This is a genomic window from Streptomyces sp. CC53 (assembly GCF_001865245.1).
Lineage (GTDB): Bacteria > Actinomycetota > Actinomycetes > Streptomycetales > Streptomycetaceae > Streptomyces.
In genome coordinates this window covers 34,231-52,898 of the sequence record NZ_MKXB01000100.1, presented here as the reverse complement: position 1 = coordinate 52,898, position 18,668 = coordinate 34,231, and the positions used below count along the sequence as shown (strand labels likewise).

Genomic DNA, 18,668 nt, shown 5'->3' with positions numbered 1-18,668 from the left:
TCGGGCGGGGTGGCGCTGCCGAAGTCGGCGCCCCCGCGGGCGGGGCCGACGGCGGCGGTGCCGACCAGCGCGACACCGGGACCGGGCGCGGGGCGCAGCAGGACGACCAGGGCGACGGTCGTGCCGACGACGGTGGCCGAACCGTAGGCGAGAGATGCGGCGGTCGGACGCGGCATGGCGGTTTTCCGTCCTCGGGTGGTGGAGTCTCGCAACGCGGTCGCACTGGTGGGCGACTCTACGCCGCTGGATGCCCCCGAGGAACGGGCGGTAAGCGTGACCTGACCCACCGTGCGGAAGCACGGGGGCGCATCCCGTAGCGAGGGGACCTGCCGTGCCGGACGGGGGGAGGCTCCGGGGGGCGGCGTCCGCACACCCTCACGGGAGCCTTGCGCGAACCCTTGCCGGTCCCTCGTGCGCCCCTCGTGCGCCCCCGACTCCCCTGTCCGGTATGCGGATTGGCGTGTCCACATAGGGCAGTTGGCCTGTCCAAGTCAAGACTATCTTTTCTGGCGTCCGTCCGGTCGAATGTCGTCACTTGTGGCGCGCGACCGCACGCGGATTATCACGTGACCCCCCATCCGCGGTTGCGGTGCGCAGGGGAGGAAACAAACAAGTGACCAACAGACGACGGGCGTTCCGCGCCTCCGCGGTGCTCGTGGCCCTGGCCGCGACCGCCGCCACCGCCGGAGCGTTCACCACGGCACAGGCCGACAACCGCCCGGACACGGGCATCGAGCGGCACGATCCGGCACCGGGCGCGGTCGAGGAGGGCCACGCGCACGACAAGGCCGGTCACGTCGACCACGACCTCAAGGGCCCGTTCAGCGAGCAGCAGGCCAAGGCGCGCGAGGCCGCCCTGGAGCAGGTGCTGTCCGGCGAGTCCACCGTGCAGCGCCGCGGCGGCTCCCAGGTCGTCAAGCTCGACAACAAGAAGTACGTCGAGCTGGCGCGGGAGAAGACCGACCGCATCTTCACCATCCTGGTCGAGTTCGGCGACAAGGTCGACAACGAGACCCTCGTCGACCGCAAGGACGACGACACCGACGAGCCGAAGCCGAAGTACGGCGGCACGCCCGGCCCGCTGCACAACCAGATAGCGAAGCCGGACCGCTCGAAGGACAACTCCACGGCCTGGCAGGAGGACTACAGCCAGGAGCACTTCCAGGACCTGTACTTCGGTGAGGGCAAGGACGCCAAGGGCCGTCAGAAGCACTCGCTGAAGACGTACTACGAGCGCCAGTCCTCCGGCCGCTACTCGGTCGAGGGCACCGTCACCGACTGGGTCAAGGTCGACTACAACGAGGCCCGTTACGGCTCCAACTACTGCGGCCAGTCCAACTGCGCCAACGTGTGGGACCTCGTCCGCGACGGTGTGAACGCCTGGGCCGAGCAGCAGAAGGCCGCGGGCAAGTCCGCCGAGGAGATCAAGGCGGCGCTGTCCCAGTACGACAAGTGGGACCGCTACGACTTCGACGCCGACGGCGACTTCAACGAGTCCGACGGCTACATCGACCACTTCCAGATCGTCCACGCCGGTGAGGACGAGTCGGCCGGCGGCGGCGCGCAGGGCGGCGACGCCGTGTGGGCGCACCGCTGGTACGCGTACGGCACCAGCGTCGGCAAGACGGGCCCGGAGCACAACAAGGCGGGCGGCGCCCAGATCGGCGACACCGGCATCTGGGTCGGCGACTACACCGTCCAGCCGGAGAACGGCGGCCTCGGCGTCTTCGCGCACGAGTACGGCCACGACCTCGGCCTGCCCGACCTGTACGACACCTCCGGCGCTCCGGGCGCGGAGAACTCCACGGGCTTCTGGTCCCTGATGTCCTCCGGTTCCTGGCTGGGCACCGGCAAGGACAGCATCGGCGACATGCCGGGCGACATGACCGCCTGGGACAAGCTGCAGCTGGGCTGGCTGAACTACGAGAAGGCCAAGGCCGGCACCAAGTCGAAGCACAAGCTGGGCGTCGCGGAGTACAACACCAAGAACCCGCAGGCGCTGGTCGTCGAGCTGCCCAAGAAGCACGTCACCACCCCGATCGTCAAGCCGGCCCAGGGCTCCATGCAGTGGTGGAGCAACATGGGTGACGACCTGAAGAACACCCTCACCCGCTCCGTCGACCTGACGGGCAAGTCGTCGGCCGAGCTGTCGCTCGACGGCTGGTGGGAGATCGAGGCGGACTACGACTACCTGTACGCCGAGGTCTCCACGGACGGCGGCGCCACCTGGAACGCCCTGGACGGCACCGCCGACGGCGCGCCCATCACGAAGGACGCGAGCGGCGCCCCGGCGCTGACCGGTCACTCCGAGGGCCACAAGAAGCTGGTCTACGGCCTCGACGCCTACGCCGGCAAGAAGGTCGACCTCCGCTTCCGCTACCTGACGGACGGCGGTGTCGCGGAGAAGGGCTTCGCGGCCGACAACATCAAGATCGTCGCGGACGGCGCCGAGCTCTTCGCCGACGACGCCGAGTCCGAGGCCGCCGGCTGGACCGCCAACGGCTTCTCCCGCATCGGTGAGGCGATCTCCGACGAGTACGCCCAGTACTACATCGCGGAGAACCGCCAGTACGTCTCGTACGACGCGACCCTCAAGGTCGGCCCGTACAACTTCGGCTTCATCGGCTCGAAGGACGACTGGGTGGAGCACTACCCGTACCAGACCGGTCTGCTGATCTGGAAGTGGGACACCTCCCAGAACGACAACAACACGGCCGTCCACCCCGGTGAGGGCCTGATCCTCCCGATCGACGCCAACCCCGAGCCGCTGAAGTGGAAGGACGGCACCCTGATGCGCAACCGCATCCAGGCGTACGACTCCACCTTCAGCCGGTTCCGCTACCAGGGCCTCACCCTCCACAAGGAGGGCGTGAAGCAGCGCGTCCGCAACCACGCGGGCGTCCCGGTCTTCGACGACCGCAAGGGCGTCTACTGGACCGAGGAGAACCCGCGGGCCAGCGTCAAGGTAACTGACACCAACACCCGGATCGCCATCGTCAAGCAGCCGTACAGCGGCCAGACGATCACCGTCCAGGTGGGTCCGTCCACCAAGTAGACCGCATCACCGCAGGTCAACGCATGATCGGCCGTCGCCCTCTAGCGGGCGGCGGCCGATCGTGTTTAGGTGCACCTGACCGACTCTTATTGACACGCATCGCAACGGGGGAGGCATCGCCGTGCCTGGTGGTGGTTTCTGCAAGCTGCCGGGAGGCAGCGTGGTGGTGGCCCTGAGCCTGCCCAGCCCGGCGGCCGAGGGCGTCACCGTACGGATACTCGTCCACGCCGCGAACCGCTCGCGCGCCCTGACCCGGCTGCGCAACCTCGGGCTGCGGGCCTACCTGCGGGGCAACACCCACCCGCCGACCCCGGACGAGGTCACCGCGGTGCTCCACCACCCCGAGGGGCTGCTGTGGCGCACCACCCCGAGCCGGGCCCTGGAGCTGTGGCACCCCATAGGGGCCCTGATACGGCCCTGAGCGGCCTCACACCACCGGCTTGCCGCTGAGCCGCACCCCGGCGGTCCGCAGCTCCTCCAGGGCCTTCTGCGTCGTCTCCTGGGCGACGCCCGCCGTCAGGTCCAGCAGCACGTGCGTGCGGAACCCCTCGGCGGCGGCGTCCAGCGCGGTCGCGCGGACGCAGTGGTCCGTGGCGATGCCGACGACGTCGACCTCCTCGACGCCGTGCGCCCGCAGCCACTCGGCCAGCGGCACCCCGTTCTCGTCGGCGCCCTCGAAGCCGCTGTACGCGGCCGCGTAGGCGCCCTTGTCGAAGACGGCGTCCACGGCGCCGGAGGCGATGGCGGGCGCGAAGTTCGGGTGGAAGCCGACGCCCTCCGTGCCGGCCACGCAGTGCGGGGGCCAGCTGCGCACGAAGTCCGGCCGGTCGGCGAAGTGGTCGCCCGGGTCGACGTGGTGGTCGCGGGTGGCGACGACGTGCTGGTACACGACTCCGGCGGTCTCGCCGACGAGGTCCGTGATGGCGGCGGCGACGTCCGCGCCCCCGGCCACCGCGAGGCTGCCGCCCTCGCAGAAGTCGTTCTGAACGTCGACGACGATCAATGCGCGGTGCATGGCGGTTGTCCTTCGGTGGGGGAGCGGTCGATGGCTCGTCGGGTGTACGGGGACGGGGACGTACGGGGATGGTTCCGAGGGTAGGGACTTCCCCTCCCCGGCGGGAGAGCACCCCACGGGAGTCCGGCGCGGGCCGGCGGCCCGGCAGCGCACGGGGCCGGCCCGCGCGCCCGCGGTCCGCTGCCCGGCCCCGCGGCCGTGCGGGCCGCCTGACCGGTCACACCGCCCGCCGGGCGGGCCGGCAGACGGGCCGTGCCCCGGCGCACCAGGCGGGCCGCCGGTCAGGAGACGGACTCCGTGGGCAGCACCGGTTCGCCGCGGGACAGCTGCACCGCCGACAGCGGCAGGGACGCGCGGGCCGCCACGTGCCGGTCCCGGGCCGCGGCCAGTGGCTCGCGCGCGACCACCTCGCCCGCCTTCACGAGCCGCACCTGCACCTGGCGGTCCAGCAGCTGCGGCGGCACCGGACCCGTCCCGACCACCTCCGCCTCGGCGACGCCGTCCGCGTCGACCCGCCGCGCCGCCCACTTGCGGCCGCCCGCCGACGCCTTCCCGCCGAGGGACTTCTTCGCCACCGGGCGCAGCGGCGCCGCCGGGTCCGCCGACTCGGCGCGGGCGACCAGCTTGTACACCATCGAGCACGTCGGGTGGCCGCTGCCGGTCACCAGCTGCGTGCCCACCCCGTACGCGTCCACGGGCGCGGCCGCGAGCGACGCGATGGCGTACTCGTCGAGGTCGGAGGTGACCACGATCCGGGTGTCCCGCGCCCCGAGCGCGTCGAGCTGCTGCCGCACCCGGTGCGCGACCAGCAGCAGGTCGCCGGAGTCGATCCGCACCGCGCCGAGGCCGGGTCCGGCGACCTCGACGGCCGTCCGCACCGCCTCCGCCACGTCGTAGGTGTCGACCAGCAGGGTCGTGCCCCGCCCCAGCGCCTCGACCTGCACGCGGAAGGCGTCCCGCTCGGTGTCGTGCAGCAGGATGAAGGCGTGCGCGGAGGTGCCCACGGTGGGGATGCCGTAGCGGAACCCGGCCGCCAGGTCGGACGTGGAGTCGAAGCCGCCCACGTAGGCGGCCCGCGCCGCCGCCACCGCGGCCAGCTCGTGGGTGCGCCGCGCGCCCATCTCGATCAGCCCGCGGCCGCCGGCGGCGGCGGACATCCGGGACGCGGCGGCCGCGATGGCGGAGTCGTGGTTGAGGATGGAGAGGATCACGGTCTCCAGCAGCACGCACTCCGCGAACGACCCCTCCACGCGCAGGATCGGGGAGCCGGGGAAGTACACCTCGCCCTCGGGGTAGCCCCAGACGTCCCCGCCGAAGCGGTAGCCGGCCAGCCAGGCGAGCGTGGCCTCGTCCACGACCTCCCGCTCCCGCAGGAACGCCAGGACGGCCGGGTCGAAGCGGAAGTTCTCGATCGCGTCCAGGACGCGTCCGGTGCCGGCCACCACCCCGTAGCGGCGCCCCTCGGGCAGGCGGCGGGTGAAGACCTCGAAGACGGAGCGCCGGTCGGCGGTGCCGCCCCGCAGGGCGGACTGGAGCATGGTCAGCTCGTACTGGTCGGTGAAGAGGGCGGTGGAGGGGACCTCCACCGGCAGCCCGAGCCCAAGGTCCGCAGCGTTCATGGCGGGATCGTACCCCGAATACTCGTCAGAGTGACGATTTCTCCGTGCACCCGCTCCGAGGAGCCCGTTTGTGCGGCCCCCCACCCCGGGTGGCAGCATGGGCGGAGTGAGTGTTGCTCCCCTTGAGACCGAACGCACCGCACCGGCGGAAGAGAGCTTCGCCGTCGCCGAACCCGACGTGCCGTGGGTGACGATCGTCCACAACGACCCGGTCAACCTCATGAGCTACGTGACCTACGTCTTCCAGACGTACTTCGGCTACTCCAAGGACAAGGCGCACAAGCTGATGCTGGACGTGCACCACAAGGGCCGTGCCGTGGTCTCCAGCGGCACCCGCGAGGAGATGGAGCGCGACGTGCAGGCGATGCACGGCTACGGGCTGTGGGCGACGCTCTCCCAGGACCGCGGCTGATGAGCGGCAACTTCGAGGCGCTGCCCGGTGGTGGCGCGGCCGTGTCTCTGGACGAGGTCGAGGTCTCCATCCTGCGGTCGCTCGCGGTGCAGTTGCTGGAGCTGATCGGGCCGGGTGACGAACCGGCCGAGGGCGAGGACCCGCTCGCCGCACTGTTCCAGGACGGCCCGAGCGAGCCGCCGTCCGACCCCGCGCTGGCCCGGCTGTTCCCCGACGCGTACGGGGAGCCCGGCGCGGAGGCGGCCGACGAGGACCCGGAGCTGCGCGCTGCCTCCGCCGAGTTCCGCCGCTTCACCGAGAACGACCTGCGGTCCCGCAAGCGGCAGGACGCGCTCGCGGTCGTGCGCAGCCTGGACGGCCTGGTGCGCGACGGGCGGGCCGGCGGCCGGCTGGAGCTGACCCCCGAGCAGTCGCGGCACTGGCTCGGCGCGCTCAACGACCTGAGGCTCACCATCGGCACCCGCCTCGACGTCACCGACGAGGACGAGAGCAGCGGCCTGTACCGACTACCGGACAGCGATCCCCGCAAACCGATGGTGATGGCGTACCTCTGGCTGGGCATCCTTCAGGAAACGCTCGTCGAGACGCTTATTTCGTAGACGATCCCTCGTACGAGCCTGTATTTCCTCGGTCCGGCGCACCCTTTTTACGTGTAAGAAGAACGTAAGAGGTGCAGGTCAGGGCCGTCGCCTACCGCCTTTTCGGCGGACGCGCCGCGTCCGCTGGCCGGACGACGGATTCCGCATAACGATCGCATCACCGCTCCTGCGCTTCTCCGGCTACTCGCGGGTTTCGGACGTCTGGGTGTGACCTGCGTCACTCAACGATCAGTGAAACACGTGGTAAAACTTCGCAACTCCACAGCGGCCCAACCCTGCCGCGCCGTGGAGGGGGCCGGCCCCTACCGGCCGCTGCACGACCTGTGTGATCCACGTCGTCCGAGTCCGCGGGCGGTCAGGACCGCACGTCGCCGGAACGGACAACGGCGTTCGCTCAACCCGCACCCCTCACTGCCGGGCACAGCCCAGCAGCCCCCTGCGCCATTGAGGTAGTCAGATGTCTCTCGACTCCATCGCCAAGACCATCGACACAGCAGTCAGCGATATCGTCCAGCCCATCGCCGACAAAGTCGGCGAAATCGTCTTCTACTCGGTGCCCGTCGGCGGCACCGAGCTGCCCCTGATCGTCGCCTGGCTCGTCGTCGCTGGTCTTGTCTTCACGGCCTGGTTCGGGTTCGTCCAGGTCCGGAAGTTCCGGCTCGCGATCGACGTCGTGCGCGGGAAGTACGACGAGAAGGGCTCGCACGGCGAGGTCAACCACTTCCAGGCCCTGACCGCCGCCGTCTCCGGCACCGTCGGCCTCGGCAACATCGCGGGTGTGGCGGTCGCCGTCTCCATCGGTGGCCCGGGCGCCACCTTCTGGATGATCCTCTGCGGCCTGCTCGGCATGGCGTCGAAGTTCGTCGAGGTCACCCTCGGTGTGAAGTACCGCGAGGTCCACGAGGACGGCACCGTCTCCGGTGGCCCGATGCACTACCTGCGCAAGGGCCTCGTCGACCGCTTCGGCGACGGCGCCAAGACCGCCGGCAAGGTGCTCGCCTTCGCCGCCGCCGTCATGGTCCTCTTCTTCGGCCTCTTCGGCGGCAACCTCTTCCAGGTCAACCAGAGCTACAGCCAGCTGTCCGCCACCACCGGCGGTGCCTCCTCCACCTACGCGCTGTTCTTCGGCATCCTGATCGCCGCCCTGGTCGGCCTGGTCCTGCTCGGCGGCCTCCGCTCGGTCGCCAAGGTCACCAGCCTGCTGGTCCCGGTCATGGCCGGCATCTACATCGTGGCCTGCCTGGTCGTCATCCTGGCCAACGTCACCGAGCTGCCCGCCGCCGTCTCGCAGATCATCACCGAGGCCTTCAGCCCGAAGGGCGTCGCCGGTGGTGTCATCGGTGCCCTGATCGTCGGTTTCAAGCGCGCCGCGTTCTCCAACGAGGCCGGTCTCGGCTCCGCCCCGATCGCCCACTCCGCGGTCAAGACGAAGCACCCCGCCTCCGAGGGCCTGGTCGCCCTGCTGGAGCCGTTCATCGACACCGTCGTCATCTGCACCATGACCGCGCTGACCATCGTCATCGCCCGCCCGGACAGCTGGCTGCAGGCCCGTGAGGGCGAGAGCATCGGCGGCGTCACCATCACCTCGGACGCCTTCGCCACCGTGATGCCGTTCTTCCCGTGGATCCTGACCCTCGCGGTGCTGCTGTTCGCCTTCTCCACGCTGATCACCTGGGGCTACTACTGCCTCAAGGCCTGGACCCACATGTTCGGCCGCAGCAAGGCCAGTGAGACCACCTTCAAGGTGCTCTACTCGCTGATCGCCATCCTCGGCTCGCTGATGTCCCTGGACGCGCTGATCTCCCTGGCCGACTCGGTGCTCTTCATGCTCGCCGTGATCAACATCATCGGTCTGTACCTGCTCGCCCCGATCGTCAAGAAGGAGCTCGACTCCTTCCTGGAGTTCGTCCGCCGCCGCAAGGCCGGCGAGGAGCCGGTGGAGCAGGAGGAGGAGCCCGCCAAGGTCCTCTGACCCCGGCGCCGCTCTCCCGCACCGCACGACGAGCGCCCCCGCACCGCCATCCACGGCGGGGCGGGGGCGCTCCCGCGTGCCGGGACGGCCGGCAGCCGTTCGCTCAGCGGACGCTCAACTCCGCACAAAGATCTGTTCATGGATCCGCACCCCTTTCGCCCCTGGTCGTGCGGTTCTGGTGCGTTCTGGCTGTGCGCTGGGCCACAGGGTCCCACGGAGACCCGCGTCCGATATGCGGACAACCGTGATACATCTGCACGACCGCCCGGGGACGCCACCCCTGTCTTCCGGGGGCGCCACGGCCGGCCGATCGCCGGCGGCACTCCAAGCCATGTTCCGGGGGGGACCAGCGCGGAGAAAGGCGCACCACGACCATGACCTCAGCGAAGGTCGAGACACAGCACCACGGCACCGCGGCCGCCGCGGAGGGCGACGGCGGAGGCGAGGGGTACCAGCGGGCGCTGGGCGCCCGCCAGATCCAGATGATCGCCATCGGCGGCGCCATCGGCACCGGCCTCTTCCTCGGTGCGGGCACCGCGATATCCAAGGCGGGCCCGAGCCTCGTCCTGGCCTACGCCCTGGCCGGCCTCGTCATCTTCTTCATCATGCGGGCCCTGGGCGAGCTCCTCATGTACCGCCCGGTGTCCGGCTCGTTCTCCGAGTACGCCCGCGAGTTCGTCGGCCCGTTCGCCGGTTTCGCCACCGGCTGGACGTACTGGCTCTTCTGGGTCGTCACCGGCATCACGGAGGTGACCGCCGCCGCGACCTACATGACGTACTGGTGGGACATCCCCCAGTGGCTGTCCGCGCTCGCCTTCACCGTCGTCCTGTACGCGGCGAACCTGATCTCCGTGAAGCTCTTCGGCGAGCTGGAGTTCTGGTTCTCGATGGTGAAGGTCACCGCCATCATCGGCATGATCCTGATCTGCGCCGGCATCCTCACGCTCGGCTTCTCCGATGCCGGCGACACCGCGTCCGTCAGCCACCTGTGGGCCGACGGCGGCTTCTTCCCGCAGGGCGTCGGCGGCACCCTCATGACCCTGCAGATCGTGATGTTCGCCTTCCTCGCCGTCGAACTGGTCGGCGTCACCGCGGGCGAGTCAAAGGACCCCGGGACGACCCTGCCCAAGGCCATCAACACCGTTCCGTGGCGCATCGCCGTCTTCTACGTCGGCGCGCTGGTCATGATCCTCTCCGTGGTGCCGTGGAGCGAGTTCCAGCCGGGCGTCTCCCCGTTCGTCGCCGCCTTCGAGAAGATGGGCCTCGGCGTCGGCGCCGCCCTCGTGAACTTCGTGGTGCTCACCGCCGCCCTGTCCTCCTGCAACTCCGGCATGTACTCCACCGGCCGCATGCTGCGCGACCTCGCGCTCAACGGTCAGGGCCCGAGGCTCTTCACCCGCCTCACGAAGTCCGGCACACCGCTGGTCGGCACCACCTTCTCCGCGGCCCTGATGCTCGTCGGCGTGTGGATCAACTACCGGTGGCCCGGCGACGCCTTCGAGAAGGTCGTGTCCTTCGCCACCGTGTCCGGCATGTGGGCATGGATCATGATCCTCGTCTGCCACCTCCGCTACCGCGCCCGCGCCGACCGCGGCGAGCTGCCGCGGTCCTCGTTCCGGGCCCCCGGCGCGCCCTGGACCAGCTGGTTCGCGCTCGCCTTCCTCGGCCTCGTCCTCGTGCTCATGGCCGTCGACGCCCAGTCCCGGGTGTCGCTCTACTGCGCCCCGGTGTGGGGCGCCCTGCTCGGCGCCGCGTACCTGACGCTGAGGTCCCGCAGCCCCGAGAACGCCGCGTTCCGCAAGCGCTGAACGGCCTCGCCCCCCGACGGTGTCCAGCATCTGGGCCCGCCTGTACCGCCCCTCGGTACGGGCGGGCCGGTCTGCTTATCCTGAACCCCATGCTGACCATCACACGGGCCCTGTACGACCAGATCGTCGCGCACGCCCGCGCCGACCACCCCGACGAGGCCTGCGGCGTGGTCGCGGGCCCGGCCGGCACCGACCGCCCCGAGCGTTTCGTCCCGATGCTGAACGCCGCCCGCTCGCCCACGTTCTACGAGTTCGACTCCGGCGACCTGCTGAAGCTGTACCGCGAGATGGACGACCGCGACGAGGAGCCGGTCGTGATCTACCACTCGCACACGGCGACCGAGGCGTACCCGTCCCGCACCGACGTCTCGTACGCGAACGAGCCCGGCGCCCACTACGTGCTGGTGTCCACGGCGGACACCGATGACGCCGGACCCTTCCAGTTCCGCTCGTTCCGCATCGTGGACGGCGAGATCACCGAGGAAGAGGTCGTGGTCGTCGAGGCGTACTGACCCGACCTGACCTGCGCCCCGCCGGACAGCCGTCCGCATGGCGAGCGGGCACCGTCCGCGATGCGAGATCACACTCTGGTGGGGCGACCGGGAATCGTTACGATGAGCGCATGGTTTCCCTCGACGTGAGCGAACAGACGCCGGGCACCGTCCTGCTCGTGGCGCGGCTGCACGTCGACCTGTGCCGCCTCGCCAGCGCCATGTGTCAGCACGGCGCCGCCGCCTGAGCCGCGGCCAGACGCGTACCGACCACTCCCACGCACCGCGCCGCACGCGGCCCGACCAGGGCGCACGGCGCCGCACCCGCACGTCCCGCCCTTTCCGCCGCCTTCCACAGGAGCCCACGTCATGGCCATCGAGGTCCGCATCCCGACCATCCTCCGCACCCACACCGACGGCGCCAAGTCCGTCGAGGGCAGCGGCGACACCCTCGCCGAGCTGTTCGCCGACCTGGAGACCCGCCACTCCGGAATCCAGGAGCGGATCGTGGACGGCGGCGAGCTGCGCCGCTTCGTGAACGTGTACCTGAACGACGAGGACGTCCGCTTCCTGGACGGCATCTCCACCAAGCTGTCCGACGGCGACAACGTCACGATCCTCCCGGCCGTGGCCGGCGGAATGCGCTGATGCGGTACGACAGCCCCCTCGCCGCCGTCGGGAACACCCCGCTGGTCCGGCTGCCGCGCCTGTCCCCCTCGGACGACGTGCGCATCTGGGCCAAGCTGGAGGACCGCAACCCCACCGGCTCCGTCAAGGACCGCCCCGCCCTCTACATGATCGAGCAGGCGGAGAAGGACGGCCGGCTCACCCCGGGCTGCACCATCCTGGAGCCGACCTCCGGCAACACCGGCATCTCCCTGGCGATGGCGGCGAGGCTCAAGGGCTACCGCATCGTGTGCGTGATGCCCGAGAACACGTCCCAGGAGCGCCGCGACCTCCTGGCGATGTGGGGCGCGGAGATCATCTCCTCCCCGGCCGCCGGCGGCTCCAACACGGCCGTGCGGGTCGCGAAGGAGCTCGCCGGCCAGAACCCCGACTGGGTGATGCTCTACCAGTACGGCAACCCGGACAACGCCGCCGCCCACTACGCCACGACCGGACCGGAGATCCTCGCCGACCTCCCCTCCATCACCCACTTCGTCGCCGGCCTCGGCACCACGGGCACCCTCATGGGCGTCGGCCGCTACCTGCGGGAGCACAAGCCCGACGTCCGCATCGTCGCCGCGGAGCCGCGCTACGACGACCTCGTCTACGGCCTGCGCAACCTGGACGAGGGCTTCGTGCCCGAGCTGTACGACGCGTCCGTGCTGACCACCCGCTTCTCGGTCGGCTCCGACGACGCGGTGACCCGCACCCGCGAGCTCCTCCAGCAGGAGGGGATCTTCGCGGGCGTCTCCACCGGCGCGGCCCTGCACGCCGCGATCGGCGTCGGCCGCAAGGCCCTGAAGGCGGGCGAGCCCGCGGACATCGTCTTCGTCGTCGCCGACGGGGGCTGGAAGTACCTGTCGACCGGCGTCTACACCGCTCCCACCACGGAGGCCGCCATCGAGACCCTCCAGGGACAGCTCTGGGCGTGACGCCCGTCCACGGAGGAGCACCGCCATGCCGAGTCGACCGTCCCGCGGGGCGGTCGACTCGCCGCGTACCGCGCTAGCCCGCCGCCAGGTGGCGTACCTGGTCCCAGACCAGCGGGTCCACCGATCCCACGCGGCGGCGGAAGTCCCACAGCGGGACGTTCCGCAGCTCGTCCGTCTCCAGGAACCCGGCCCGCCCCCGCGCGTCGCCCACGGAGCCCGGCGGCAGCGCGATCACCCCGGGCCGCTCGGGCCGGTACTTGCTGGTGATCTTGGCGACGAGCGCCACGTCGCCCCGCACGGACAGGACCAGGCACGGCCGGTCCTTCGAGCCCGGGCCGTCCTCGAACGGCACGTCCGCCCACCAGATCTCCCCCGGCTCCGGCCGCCGCTCCGGAGCGGGGCGCCCGCCCCCGGGCCGGTCCGCGGGCCGTGCCGGGGGACGGGTCCGTCCGCCGGGCCGCCGCGCGGGCCTGCGCCGCGCCCCCGCACCGCTCCGGCCCCAGCCGTCGGCCACGGCCGCCACCAGGGCGATCACCACGACGGCGCCGAGCGCCAGCCACCAGGACGTGTCCATGCCTCCGGACGTTACCGTTCCGCCGCGCGCTCCGCCCGGCGGGGCCGCGCACCTCCGAACCGGTGACAGCGCAGGTGAGTTCCCCCACAACGGGCCGTCGCGGAGGAGCGCCCCGCGTTTCCGAGCCGTACGCTCGTCGCACCGCACGACCTCCCCTCCAGCGCTCCCCCCGGGAAGCGCTTCCCTGCTCCCGTCCCGCGTCGTTCACGGAGGTTCACGCTCCATGAAGCTCACCGTCGTCGGCTGCTCCGGGTCGTTCCCGTCCGCGGACTCGGCCTGCTCGAGCTACCTCGTGGAGGCCGACGGCTTCCGGCTGCTCCTCGACCTGGGCAACGGCGCCCTCGGCGAGTTGCAGCGCCACTGCGGTCTCTACGACCTCGACGCGATCTTCCTGAGCCATCTGCACGCCGACCACTGCATTGACATGTGCGCGTACTTCGTGGCCCGCTACTACCGCCACGAGGGCGGCCGCTGCGACGCGATGCCCGTGTACGCCCCCGAGGGCGCCGAGCAGCGGCTGACGACGGCGTACGCGGACACCCCGTCCGCCACCTCCATGAGCGAGGTCTTCGACTTCCACACCCTGAAGTCCGGGCCCTTCGAGATCGGCCCCTTCACGGTGCGCACGGAACGGGTGTGCCACCCCGTCGAGGCGTACGGCATCCGCATCGAGCACGGCGGCAAGGTCCTGACGTACTCCGGGGACACCGGTGTGTGCGACGCCCTCGACACCCTGGCGGCGGACGCCGACCTGTTCCTGTGCGAGGCGTCCTTCACGCACGGCAAGGAGGACATCCCCGAGCTGCACCTCAACGGCCGGGAAGCGGGCCTGCACGCCGCGCGCGCCGGCGTGAAGCGGCTGGTGCTCACCCACATCCCGCCGTGGACGGACGGCGAGCGGAACCTGGCCGACGCCCGCGCCGTGTACGCCGGCCCCGCCGAACTGGCCAGGCCCGGCGCGGTGTACGAGCTGTAGCCCGTGCCACGCCGAACGGGGGAGGGCCCCGGGATCCCTGCGGATCCCGGGGCCCTCCCCCGTCAGCGGTGGCCGCCGCGGCCTACTTGGCCTCGGCCTTCTGCAGTTCGGCCAGCTCCTCGTCGGACTCGCGGCCCGGCGTCGGCAGGTTGAACTTGATGATCGCGAAGCGGAACACCGCGTAGTACACCGCCGCGAAGCACAGACCCACCAGGGCGAGGCCCGCGGGGTTGGTGGCGATGCCCCAGTTGAGCAGGTAGTCGATGGCGCCGGCCGAGAAGCCGAAGCCGTCCTTCATGCCCAGCGCCCAGGTCAGCGCCATGGACACACCGGTCAGCAGCGCGTGGATCGCGTACAGCACCGGGGCGATGAACATGAACGTGAACTCGATCGGCTCGGTGACACCGGTGACGAACGAGGTCAGCGCGAGCGAGAACATCATGCCGCCGACGACCTTGCGGCGCTCGGGGCGGGCGCAGTGGACGATGGCGAGGCAGGCCGCCGGAAGGGCGAACATCATGATCGGGAAGAAGCCGGTCATGAACTGGCCCGCGGTCGGGTCACCGGCCAGGAAGCGGGCGATGTCGCCGGTCTTGCCGTCGAACTCGCCGGCCTGGAGCCACGGGAAGGAGTTCAGCAGGTGGTGCATGCCGACCGGGATGAGCGCGCGGTTGGCGACACCGAAGATGCCCGCGCCGACGGCACCGGAGCTCACCAGGCTCTCGCCCAGCCAGTGCAGACCCGCGCCGAGCCACGGCCAGATCAGGCCGAAGACGATGCCGGCGAGCAGACCCGCGAACGCGGAGAGGATCGGGACGAGTCGGCGTCCGCCGAAGAAGCCCGCCCAGTCCGGCAGCTTCGTCCGGTAGAAGCGCTGGTACAGCAGGGCCACGATGATGCCCATGACCACGCCGCCGAGCACCTTGGCGTCGACCGCCTGCTCCACCATGACGATCTTGCCGTCGACGATGGCTTCCTTCTTCGGCAGGTTGCTGTCGGTGAAGGTGCCGAGCACGCTCTTGAAGACGAGGTAACCGGTGACGGCGGCGAGCGCGGTCGAGCCGTCCGACTTCTTCGCGAAGCCGATCGCGATGCCGACCGCGAAGAGCAGCGCCATGTTGTCGAGCAGCGCGCCGCCGCCCGCGGCCATGTAGCCTGCGATCTTGTTGATGAAGGTCGGGAACGACTCCCTGCCGAGCATGTCGGGCTGACCGAAGCGCACCAGCAGGGCGGCGGCCGGCAGCACGGCGACCGGCAGCATGAGGCTGCGGCCGATGCGCTGCAGGACAGCCATCGCGCCCGGGCCCTTCTTGTTCTGCTCCGCCGCGGGGGCGGTGCTGGCCGTGGACATCAACTTCCTCCAGTGGGCAAGGCGCCGCCCGGAAGGAAACAACGGGGGACGGCGGCGTCTCAAGGGGGTGCGCGGCACGGGGACATGGCCGCGTGGTCTACACCATTACTGGTGTAGACCTGTTGTAGCACGGTGGGGGATAGATAAGGAACCTGTGAAATCGTGATGTGACCTCTACGGTCCGTGCGCACCCCTGACACCTGCCCTGCGGCCCCTGACACCAGGGCCGCAAAGCCCTGGTCCGGCACGGTGCGACCCTCCTGCCCGGCCCGGCGCCCGCTGCCCGTTCCGCGTCCCGGCCGAGGGTCACGGCTTGATGACGGCGGTGGCCGGTCGGGCCGGAACGGCCTTCGGTGCGGCCGGCGGTGCCGGTCGGGGGAGGTGATGCCGACGGCACGCGGCGGAGGCGCCGACACGGACCGCGTGCCGGTGGCCGCACCGCCTGCCCGCGCGCCATCGGGGCGGGCACCTGCCCGCCCCACGCCTCGCCTCCCCGCCGTGTCGCGGAGGCGCGCCGGGCTGCGGGGTCCGCGTGCCGGGGTGCCCGTCGTGTCGCAGAAGCCTGCTGCGCCTGGGGCCGCCGTGCCTCGCCTCCCCGCCGTGTCGCGGAGGCGCGCCGGGCTGCGGGGTCCGCGTGCCGGGGTGCCTGTCGTGTCGCAGAAGCCTGCTGCGCCTGGACCCGCCCGTGCCTCGGTTCCCTGCCGTGTCGCGGAGGGGCGCTGCGTCCGGGGGTGCCCGCCTCGGCCTGTGCCTGCGCCCGGGGGCCGTCGGCCGCGCCGCCCTCGTACCTGTGTGGGTCCTGCCTCCGGAGCCCGCCGCGCCGCTGCGCCCCGAAAGGGCCGACGGCACCCGGGTCCGCCGCTGCACCGCGGACGTGCCGGTGGGGGCCGCCCGCGCCTGCCGCCCGTCGTGCGGGGGCGCGCCCCGCGGGCGGCCGCCGTGGCCTGCGGGGCGTCCGTCCTCAGGGCTTGGTGGTGTCCCGCTCGATCGCCGCCTCGACCTCCGGCGGCTCCCGCCCCGGCGTCTTCAGGTCGAAGAACGTGATAGCGAACCGGAACACCACGTAGTACACGACGGCGAAGACGAGCCCGATCGGGATGATCAGCCACGGTTTGGTGTCCAGGTGCCAGTTCACGACGTAGTCGATCAGCCCCGCCGAGAAGCTGAAGCCCGCGTGCACCCCGAGCCCCCACGTCACCGCCATCGACGCGCCCGTGAGCAGCGCGTGCAGCCCGTACAGCAGCGGCGCCGCGAACATGAACGAGAACTCGATCGGCTCCGTCACCCCGGTCACGAACGAGGTCAGCGCCACCGACGCCATCAGGCCCGCGATCTCGTGCCGTCGTTCCGGGCGCGCCGTGTGGGTGATCGCGAGCGCCGCCGCGGGCAGGCCGAACATCATGATCGGGAAGAAGCCCGACATGAACTGCCCCGCCGTGGGGTCCTCGGCGAAGAACCGCGTCAGGTCGCCCTGCACCACTGTCCCGTCCGGCGTGGTGTACTCGCCCGCCTGGAACCAGAAGAACGTGTTGATGAACTGGTGCATGCCCACCGGGATGAGGAGCCGGTTCGCCACTCCGAAGATCGCCGCGCCCCACGCCCCCAGGCCGATCAACTGCCGGGCGAACCACTCCAGTCCCTCGCCGACCGGTTCCCACAGCAGTCCGAAGAGCACGCCCAGCACCACGCCGAGGAACGCCATCTGGATCGGCACCAGGCGCCGCCCGTTGAAGAAGCCCAGCCAGTCCACCAGCTTCGTCCGGTGGTACCGCTGCCACACCACCGCCGTCAGCAGCCCGATGAGGATGCCGCCCAGTACCCCGGGGTTCTGCGGCACCCCTTCCGGCACCTCGGGGGTGACCGTCCCCTCCTGCGGGAACGCCCTCAGCACCCCGTCGTAGACGAGGAAGCCCACCACCGCCGCCAGCGCCGTCGAGCCGTCGGCCTTCTTGGCGAACCCGATCGCCACGCCGATGCAGAAGAGCAGCGGCAGCCCGAACGAGCCGTCCAGGATCGCCGTGCCGCCCTGGAGCAGGACGTCCGACGTCGTGTCCCAGAAGTCGCCGTCCAGGTAGGCCGAGAACAGGTTTCCGAGGCTCACCAGCAGGCCGGCCGCGGGCAGCACCGCCACCGGCAGCTGAAGGCTGCGCCCCACCTTCTGCAAACCTTGGAACAGCGCGCTCCGCTTGGACCTCCGCGGGGCCGCGGCGCTCGGTGCACCCTCCGTGCTCATCGGGACCTCCCGGAAACCACGACGGAACAGGCAGACTGGTGTAGACCAGTGCGGTAGGCTCCCGAAGCCCGGCCGTGGGTGGGGCGCCGATGATCGTCATGATCCGTGACGGGGCGGCAGCCCGCCCGCGTAGATGGGCCAACCGTGAGTTACCGTGACAAAAGCGGGCCTACGGCGCGCCGAGACTGCGCTCTTGGAACACAGGGAGAAACACATGGCCAGCAAGGCTGAGAAGATCGTCGCCGGGCTCGGCGGCCTCGACAACATCGAAGAGGTCGAAGGCTGCATCACCCGCCTGCGCACCGAGGTCAACGACCCCGACCTGGTCGACGAGGCCGCGCTGAAGGCCGCCGGCGCCCACGGCGTCGTCAAGATGGGCACCGCGATCCAGGTCGTCATCGGCACGGACGCCGACCCCATCGCCGCGGAGATCGAAGACATGATGTGACGACGGCGGTCCGGTGACCCGCACCGGACTCCGTCCCGGGCTCCCGGCACCTCCCGTACGAAATGGGTATGGGACGTGCTGCGGACCTGCGTACACCTGCTGGGGCCCGACCGCTCGCCGGTCGGGCCCCAGTGCATTGGCGGCAGTTCAGCCGGTGGGCTCGCCACGCCCGGGGCCGTCGGCGGGCGGCTGGTCGGCGGCGAACGTGCCGATGCCCGTCTCGCCCCGCAGCCGGCCCTCACGACGCAGGTGCGCCAGTGCCTTCCGGCTGGTCGACGACGCAATGACGCCGAGCTCGGTAGCCCGTTCCCATGTCGACGGCGCGCGGGAGCCCGGCGCGTAGGTGCCGTCCTTGATGCGGCTGACGACGATCTGACCCTCGGCAAGCCGCGGTAAGGGGCGGTACGGTCTCGCAGCAAGGACCCGGCGGCCTGGCAGGGCCCCGCCCCGCCCCCGGCGAGGGCCGTCGCCCGGCGTTGGGACGGGTGCCCCTTCCGCCTCACCGCGCCCCCGTCAC

17 protein-coding genes are annotated in these 18,668 nt (G+C 71.0%); 12 read left to right on the top strand and 5 right to left on the bottom strand.

All coding sequences use genetic code 11. From position 1 onward, the window contains the following. The first annotated feature begins 613 nt into the window (after positions 1-613). On the top strand, positions 614-3,055 hold the full coding sequence (locus BJP40_RS09230) for an immune inhibitor A domain-containing protein (RefSeq protein ID WP_071279961.1): 2,442 nt from the start codon (positions 614-616) through the stop codon (positions 3,053-3,055). Positions 3,056-3,176: 121 nt separating this feature from the next. Continuing rightward, on the top strand, positions 3,177-3,476 hold the full coding sequence (locus tag BJP40_RS09225; protein ID WP_071279960.1) for a hypothetical protein: 300 nt from the start codon (positions 3,177-3,179) through the stop codon (positions 3,474-3,476). A 6-nt stretch (positions 3,477-3,482) separates the two neighbouring features. Here the strand turns inward: BJP40_RS09225 and BJP40_RS09220 are convergent, their stop codons facing one another. Beyond that, complete coding sequence (locus tag BJP40_RS09220) at positions 3,483-4,070, bottom strand: isochorismatase family protein (protein WP_071272309.1); 588 nt, start codon at positions 4,068-4,070, stop codon at positions 3,483-3,485. Positions 4,071-4,351: 281 nt separating this feature from the next. Further along, positions 4,352-5,689: a nicotinate phosphoribosyltransferase gene (locus BJP40_RS09215; RefSeq protein WP_071279959.1), complete on the bottom strand. Its 1,338-nt coding sequence runs from the start codon at positions 5,687-5,689 to the stop codon at positions 4,352-4,354. 97 nt (positions 5,690-5,786) lie between these two features. Between BJP40_RS09215 and clpS the strand changes: the two genes are divergently transcribed. The 8 genes from clpS to BJP40_RS09180 all read left to right on the top strand — a co-directional run bounded on the left by clpS (position 5,787) and on the right by BJP40_RS09180 (position 12,569). Then, positions 5,787-6,101 carry an ATP-dependent Clp protease adapter ClpS gene (clpS, locus tag BJP40_RS09210; RefSeq protein ID WP_071272315.1) on the top strand — a complete coding sequence of 105 codons (315 nt, stop codon included), beginning with the start codon at positions 5,787-5,789 and terminating at the stop codon, positions 6,099-6,101. Then, positions 6,101-6,700 (top strand): DUF2017 domain-containing protein, encoded by a 600-nt coding sequence (locus BJP40_RS09205; protein WP_071272318.1) that lies wholly within the window; start codon positions 6,101-6,103, stop codon positions 6,698-6,700. The genes clpS and BJP40_RS09205 overlap by 1 nt, the downstream gene beginning before the upstream one ends. A gap of 457 nt (positions 6,701-7,157) precedes the next feature. Next, complete coding sequence (locus BJP40_RS09200) at positions 7,158-8,672, top strand: sodium:alanine symporter family protein (RefSeq protein ID WP_071272321.1); 1,515 nt, start codon at positions 7,158-7,160, stop codon at positions 8,670-8,672. A gap of 374 nt (positions 8,673-9,046) precedes the next feature. Then, on the top strand, positions 9,047-10,480 hold the full coding sequence (locus tag BJP40_RS09195; RefSeq protein WP_071279958.1) for an amino acid permease: 1,434 nt from the start codon (positions 9,047-9,049) through the stop codon (positions 10,478-10,480). An 89-nt stretch (positions 10,481-10,569) separates the two neighbouring features. Further along, positions 10,570-10,992 carry a Mov34/MPN/PAD-1 family protein gene (locus tag BJP40_RS09190; protein WP_071279957.1) on the top strand — a complete coding sequence of 141 codons (423 nt, stop codon included), beginning with the start codon at positions 10,570-10,572 and terminating at the stop codon, positions 10,990-10,992. 110 nt (positions 10,993-11,102) lie between these two features. Continuing rightward, a complete protein-coding gene (locus BJP40_RS36250; RefSeq protein ID WP_319020100.1) occupies positions 11,103-11,219 on the top strand; it encodes a putative leader peptide in 117 nt (38 codons plus the stop codon). Between the two features lie 121 nt (positions 11,220-11,340). Beyond that, a complete protein-coding gene (locus BJP40_RS09185) occupies positions 11,341-11,619 on the top strand; it encodes a MoaD/ThiS family protein (RefSeq protein ID WP_071272330.1) in 279 nt (92 codons plus the stop codon). Further along, positions 11,619-12,569 carry a PLP-dependent cysteine synthase family protein gene (locus BJP40_RS09180; protein WP_071279956.1) on the top strand — a complete coding sequence of 317 codons (951 nt, stop codon included), beginning with the start codon at positions 11,619-11,621 and terminating at the stop codon, positions 12,567-12,569. The genes BJP40_RS09185 and BJP40_RS09180 overlap by 1 nt, the downstream gene beginning before the upstream one ends. A 73-nt stretch (positions 12,570-12,642) precedes the next feature. Here BJP40_RS09180 and BJP40_RS09175 read toward each other — a convergent pair whose 3' ends face one another. Then, the gene (locus BJP40_RS09175) at positions 12,643-13,143 is read right to left on the bottom strand and encodes a type II toxin-antitoxin system PemK/MazF family toxin (RefSeq protein WP_071279955.1); all 501 of its coding nucleotides are present in this window, start codon (positions 13,141-13,143) and stop codon (positions 12,643-12,645) included. A gap of 223 nt (positions 13,144-13,366) precedes the next feature. Here BJP40_RS09175 and BJP40_RS09170 point away from each other — a divergent pair, with 223 nt between their 5' ends. Further along, entirely contained in the window at positions 13,367-14,119 is a 753-nt protein-coding gene (locus tag BJP40_RS09170; protein ID WP_071272339.1) for an MBL fold metallo-hydrolase, read from the top strand. A gap of 82 nt (positions 14,120-14,201) precedes the next feature. Here BJP40_RS09170 and BJP40_RS09165 read toward each other — a convergent pair whose 3' ends face one another. Further along, positions 14,202-15,470, bottom strand: coding sequence for a PTS transporter subunit EIIC (locus tag BJP40_RS09165; RefSeq protein WP_071272342.1), 1,269 nt, complete (start codon positions 15,468-15,470; stop codon positions 14,202-14,204). 961 nt (positions 15,471-16,431) lie between these two features. After that, complete coding sequence (locus BJP40_RS09160) at positions 16,432-17,703, bottom strand: PTS transporter subunit EIIC (RefSeq protein ID WP_071279954.1); 1,272 nt, start codon at positions 17,701-17,703, stop codon at positions 16,432-16,434. 193 nt (positions 17,704-17,896) lie between these two features. Here BJP40_RS09160 and BJP40_RS09155 point away from each other — a divergent pair, with 193 nt between their 5' ends. Next, the gene (locus BJP40_RS09155; protein ID WP_256220692.1) at positions 17,897-18,151 is read left to right on the top strand and encodes a glucose PTS transporter subunit EIIB; all 255 of its coding nucleotides are present in this window, start codon (positions 17,897-17,899) and stop codon (positions 18,149-18,151) included. Positions 18,152-18,668 lie beyond the last annotated feature (517 nt).

Bases quoted from the DNA above. Each gene is read 5' to 3' on its own strand.
- BJP40_RS09195 (WP_071279958.1), top strand. From the start codon at position 9,047: ATGACCTCAGCGAAGGTCGAGACACAGCACCACGGCACCGCGGCCGCC.
- BJP40_RS09165 (WP_071272342.1), bottom strand. From the start codon at position 15,470: ATGTCCACGGCCAGCACCGCCCCCGCGGCGGAGCAGAACAAGAAGGGC.
- BJP40_RS09160 (WP_071279954.1), bottom strand. From the start codon at position 17,703: ATGAGCACGGAGGGTGCACCGAGCGCCGCGGCCCCGCGGAGGTCCAAG.
- BJP40_RS36250 (WP_319020100.1), top strand. From the start codon at position 11,103: ATGGTTTCCCTCGACGTGAGCGAACAGACGCCGGGCACCGTCCTGCTC.
- BJP40_RS09180 (WP_071279956.1), top strand. From the start codon at position 11,619: ATGCGGTACGACAGCCCCCTCGCCGCCGTCGGGAACACCCCGCTGGTC.
- clpS (WP_071272315.1), top strand. From the start codon at position 5,787: ATGGGCGGAGTGAGTGTTGCTCCCCTTGAGACCGAACGCACCGCACCG.
- BJP40_RS09175 (WP_071279955.1), bottom strand. From the start codon at position 13,143: ATGGACACGTCCTGGTGGCTGGCGCTCGGCGCCGTCGTGGTGATCGCC.
- BJP40_RS09200 (WP_071272321.1), top strand. From the start codon at position 7,158: ATGTCTCTCGACTCCATCGCCAAGACCATCGACACAGCAGTCAGCGAT.
- BJP40_RS09190 (WP_071279957.1), top strand. From the start codon at position 10,570: ATGCTGACCATCACACGGGCCCTGTACGACCAGATCGTCGCGCACGCC.
- BJP40_RS09205 (WP_071272318.1), top strand. From the start codon at position 6,101: ATGAGCGGCAACTTCGAGGCGCTGCCCGGTGGTGGCGCGGCCGTGTCT.
- BJP40_RS09170 (WP_071272339.1), top strand. From the start codon at position 13,367: ATGAAGCTCACCGTCGTCGGCTGCTCCGGGTCGTTCCCGTCCGCGGAC.
- BJP40_RS09185 (WP_071272330.1), top strand. From the start codon at position 11,341: ATGGCCATCGAGGTCCGCATCCCGACCATCCTCCGCACCCACACCGAC.
- BJP40_RS09215 (WP_071279959.1), bottom strand. From the start codon at position 5,689: ATGAACGCTGCGGACCTTGGGCTCGGGCTGCCGGTGGAGGTCCCCTCC.
- BJP40_RS09220 (WP_071272309.1), bottom strand. From the start codon at position 4,070: ATGCACCGCGCATTGATCGTCGTCGACGTTCAGAACGACTTCTGCGAG.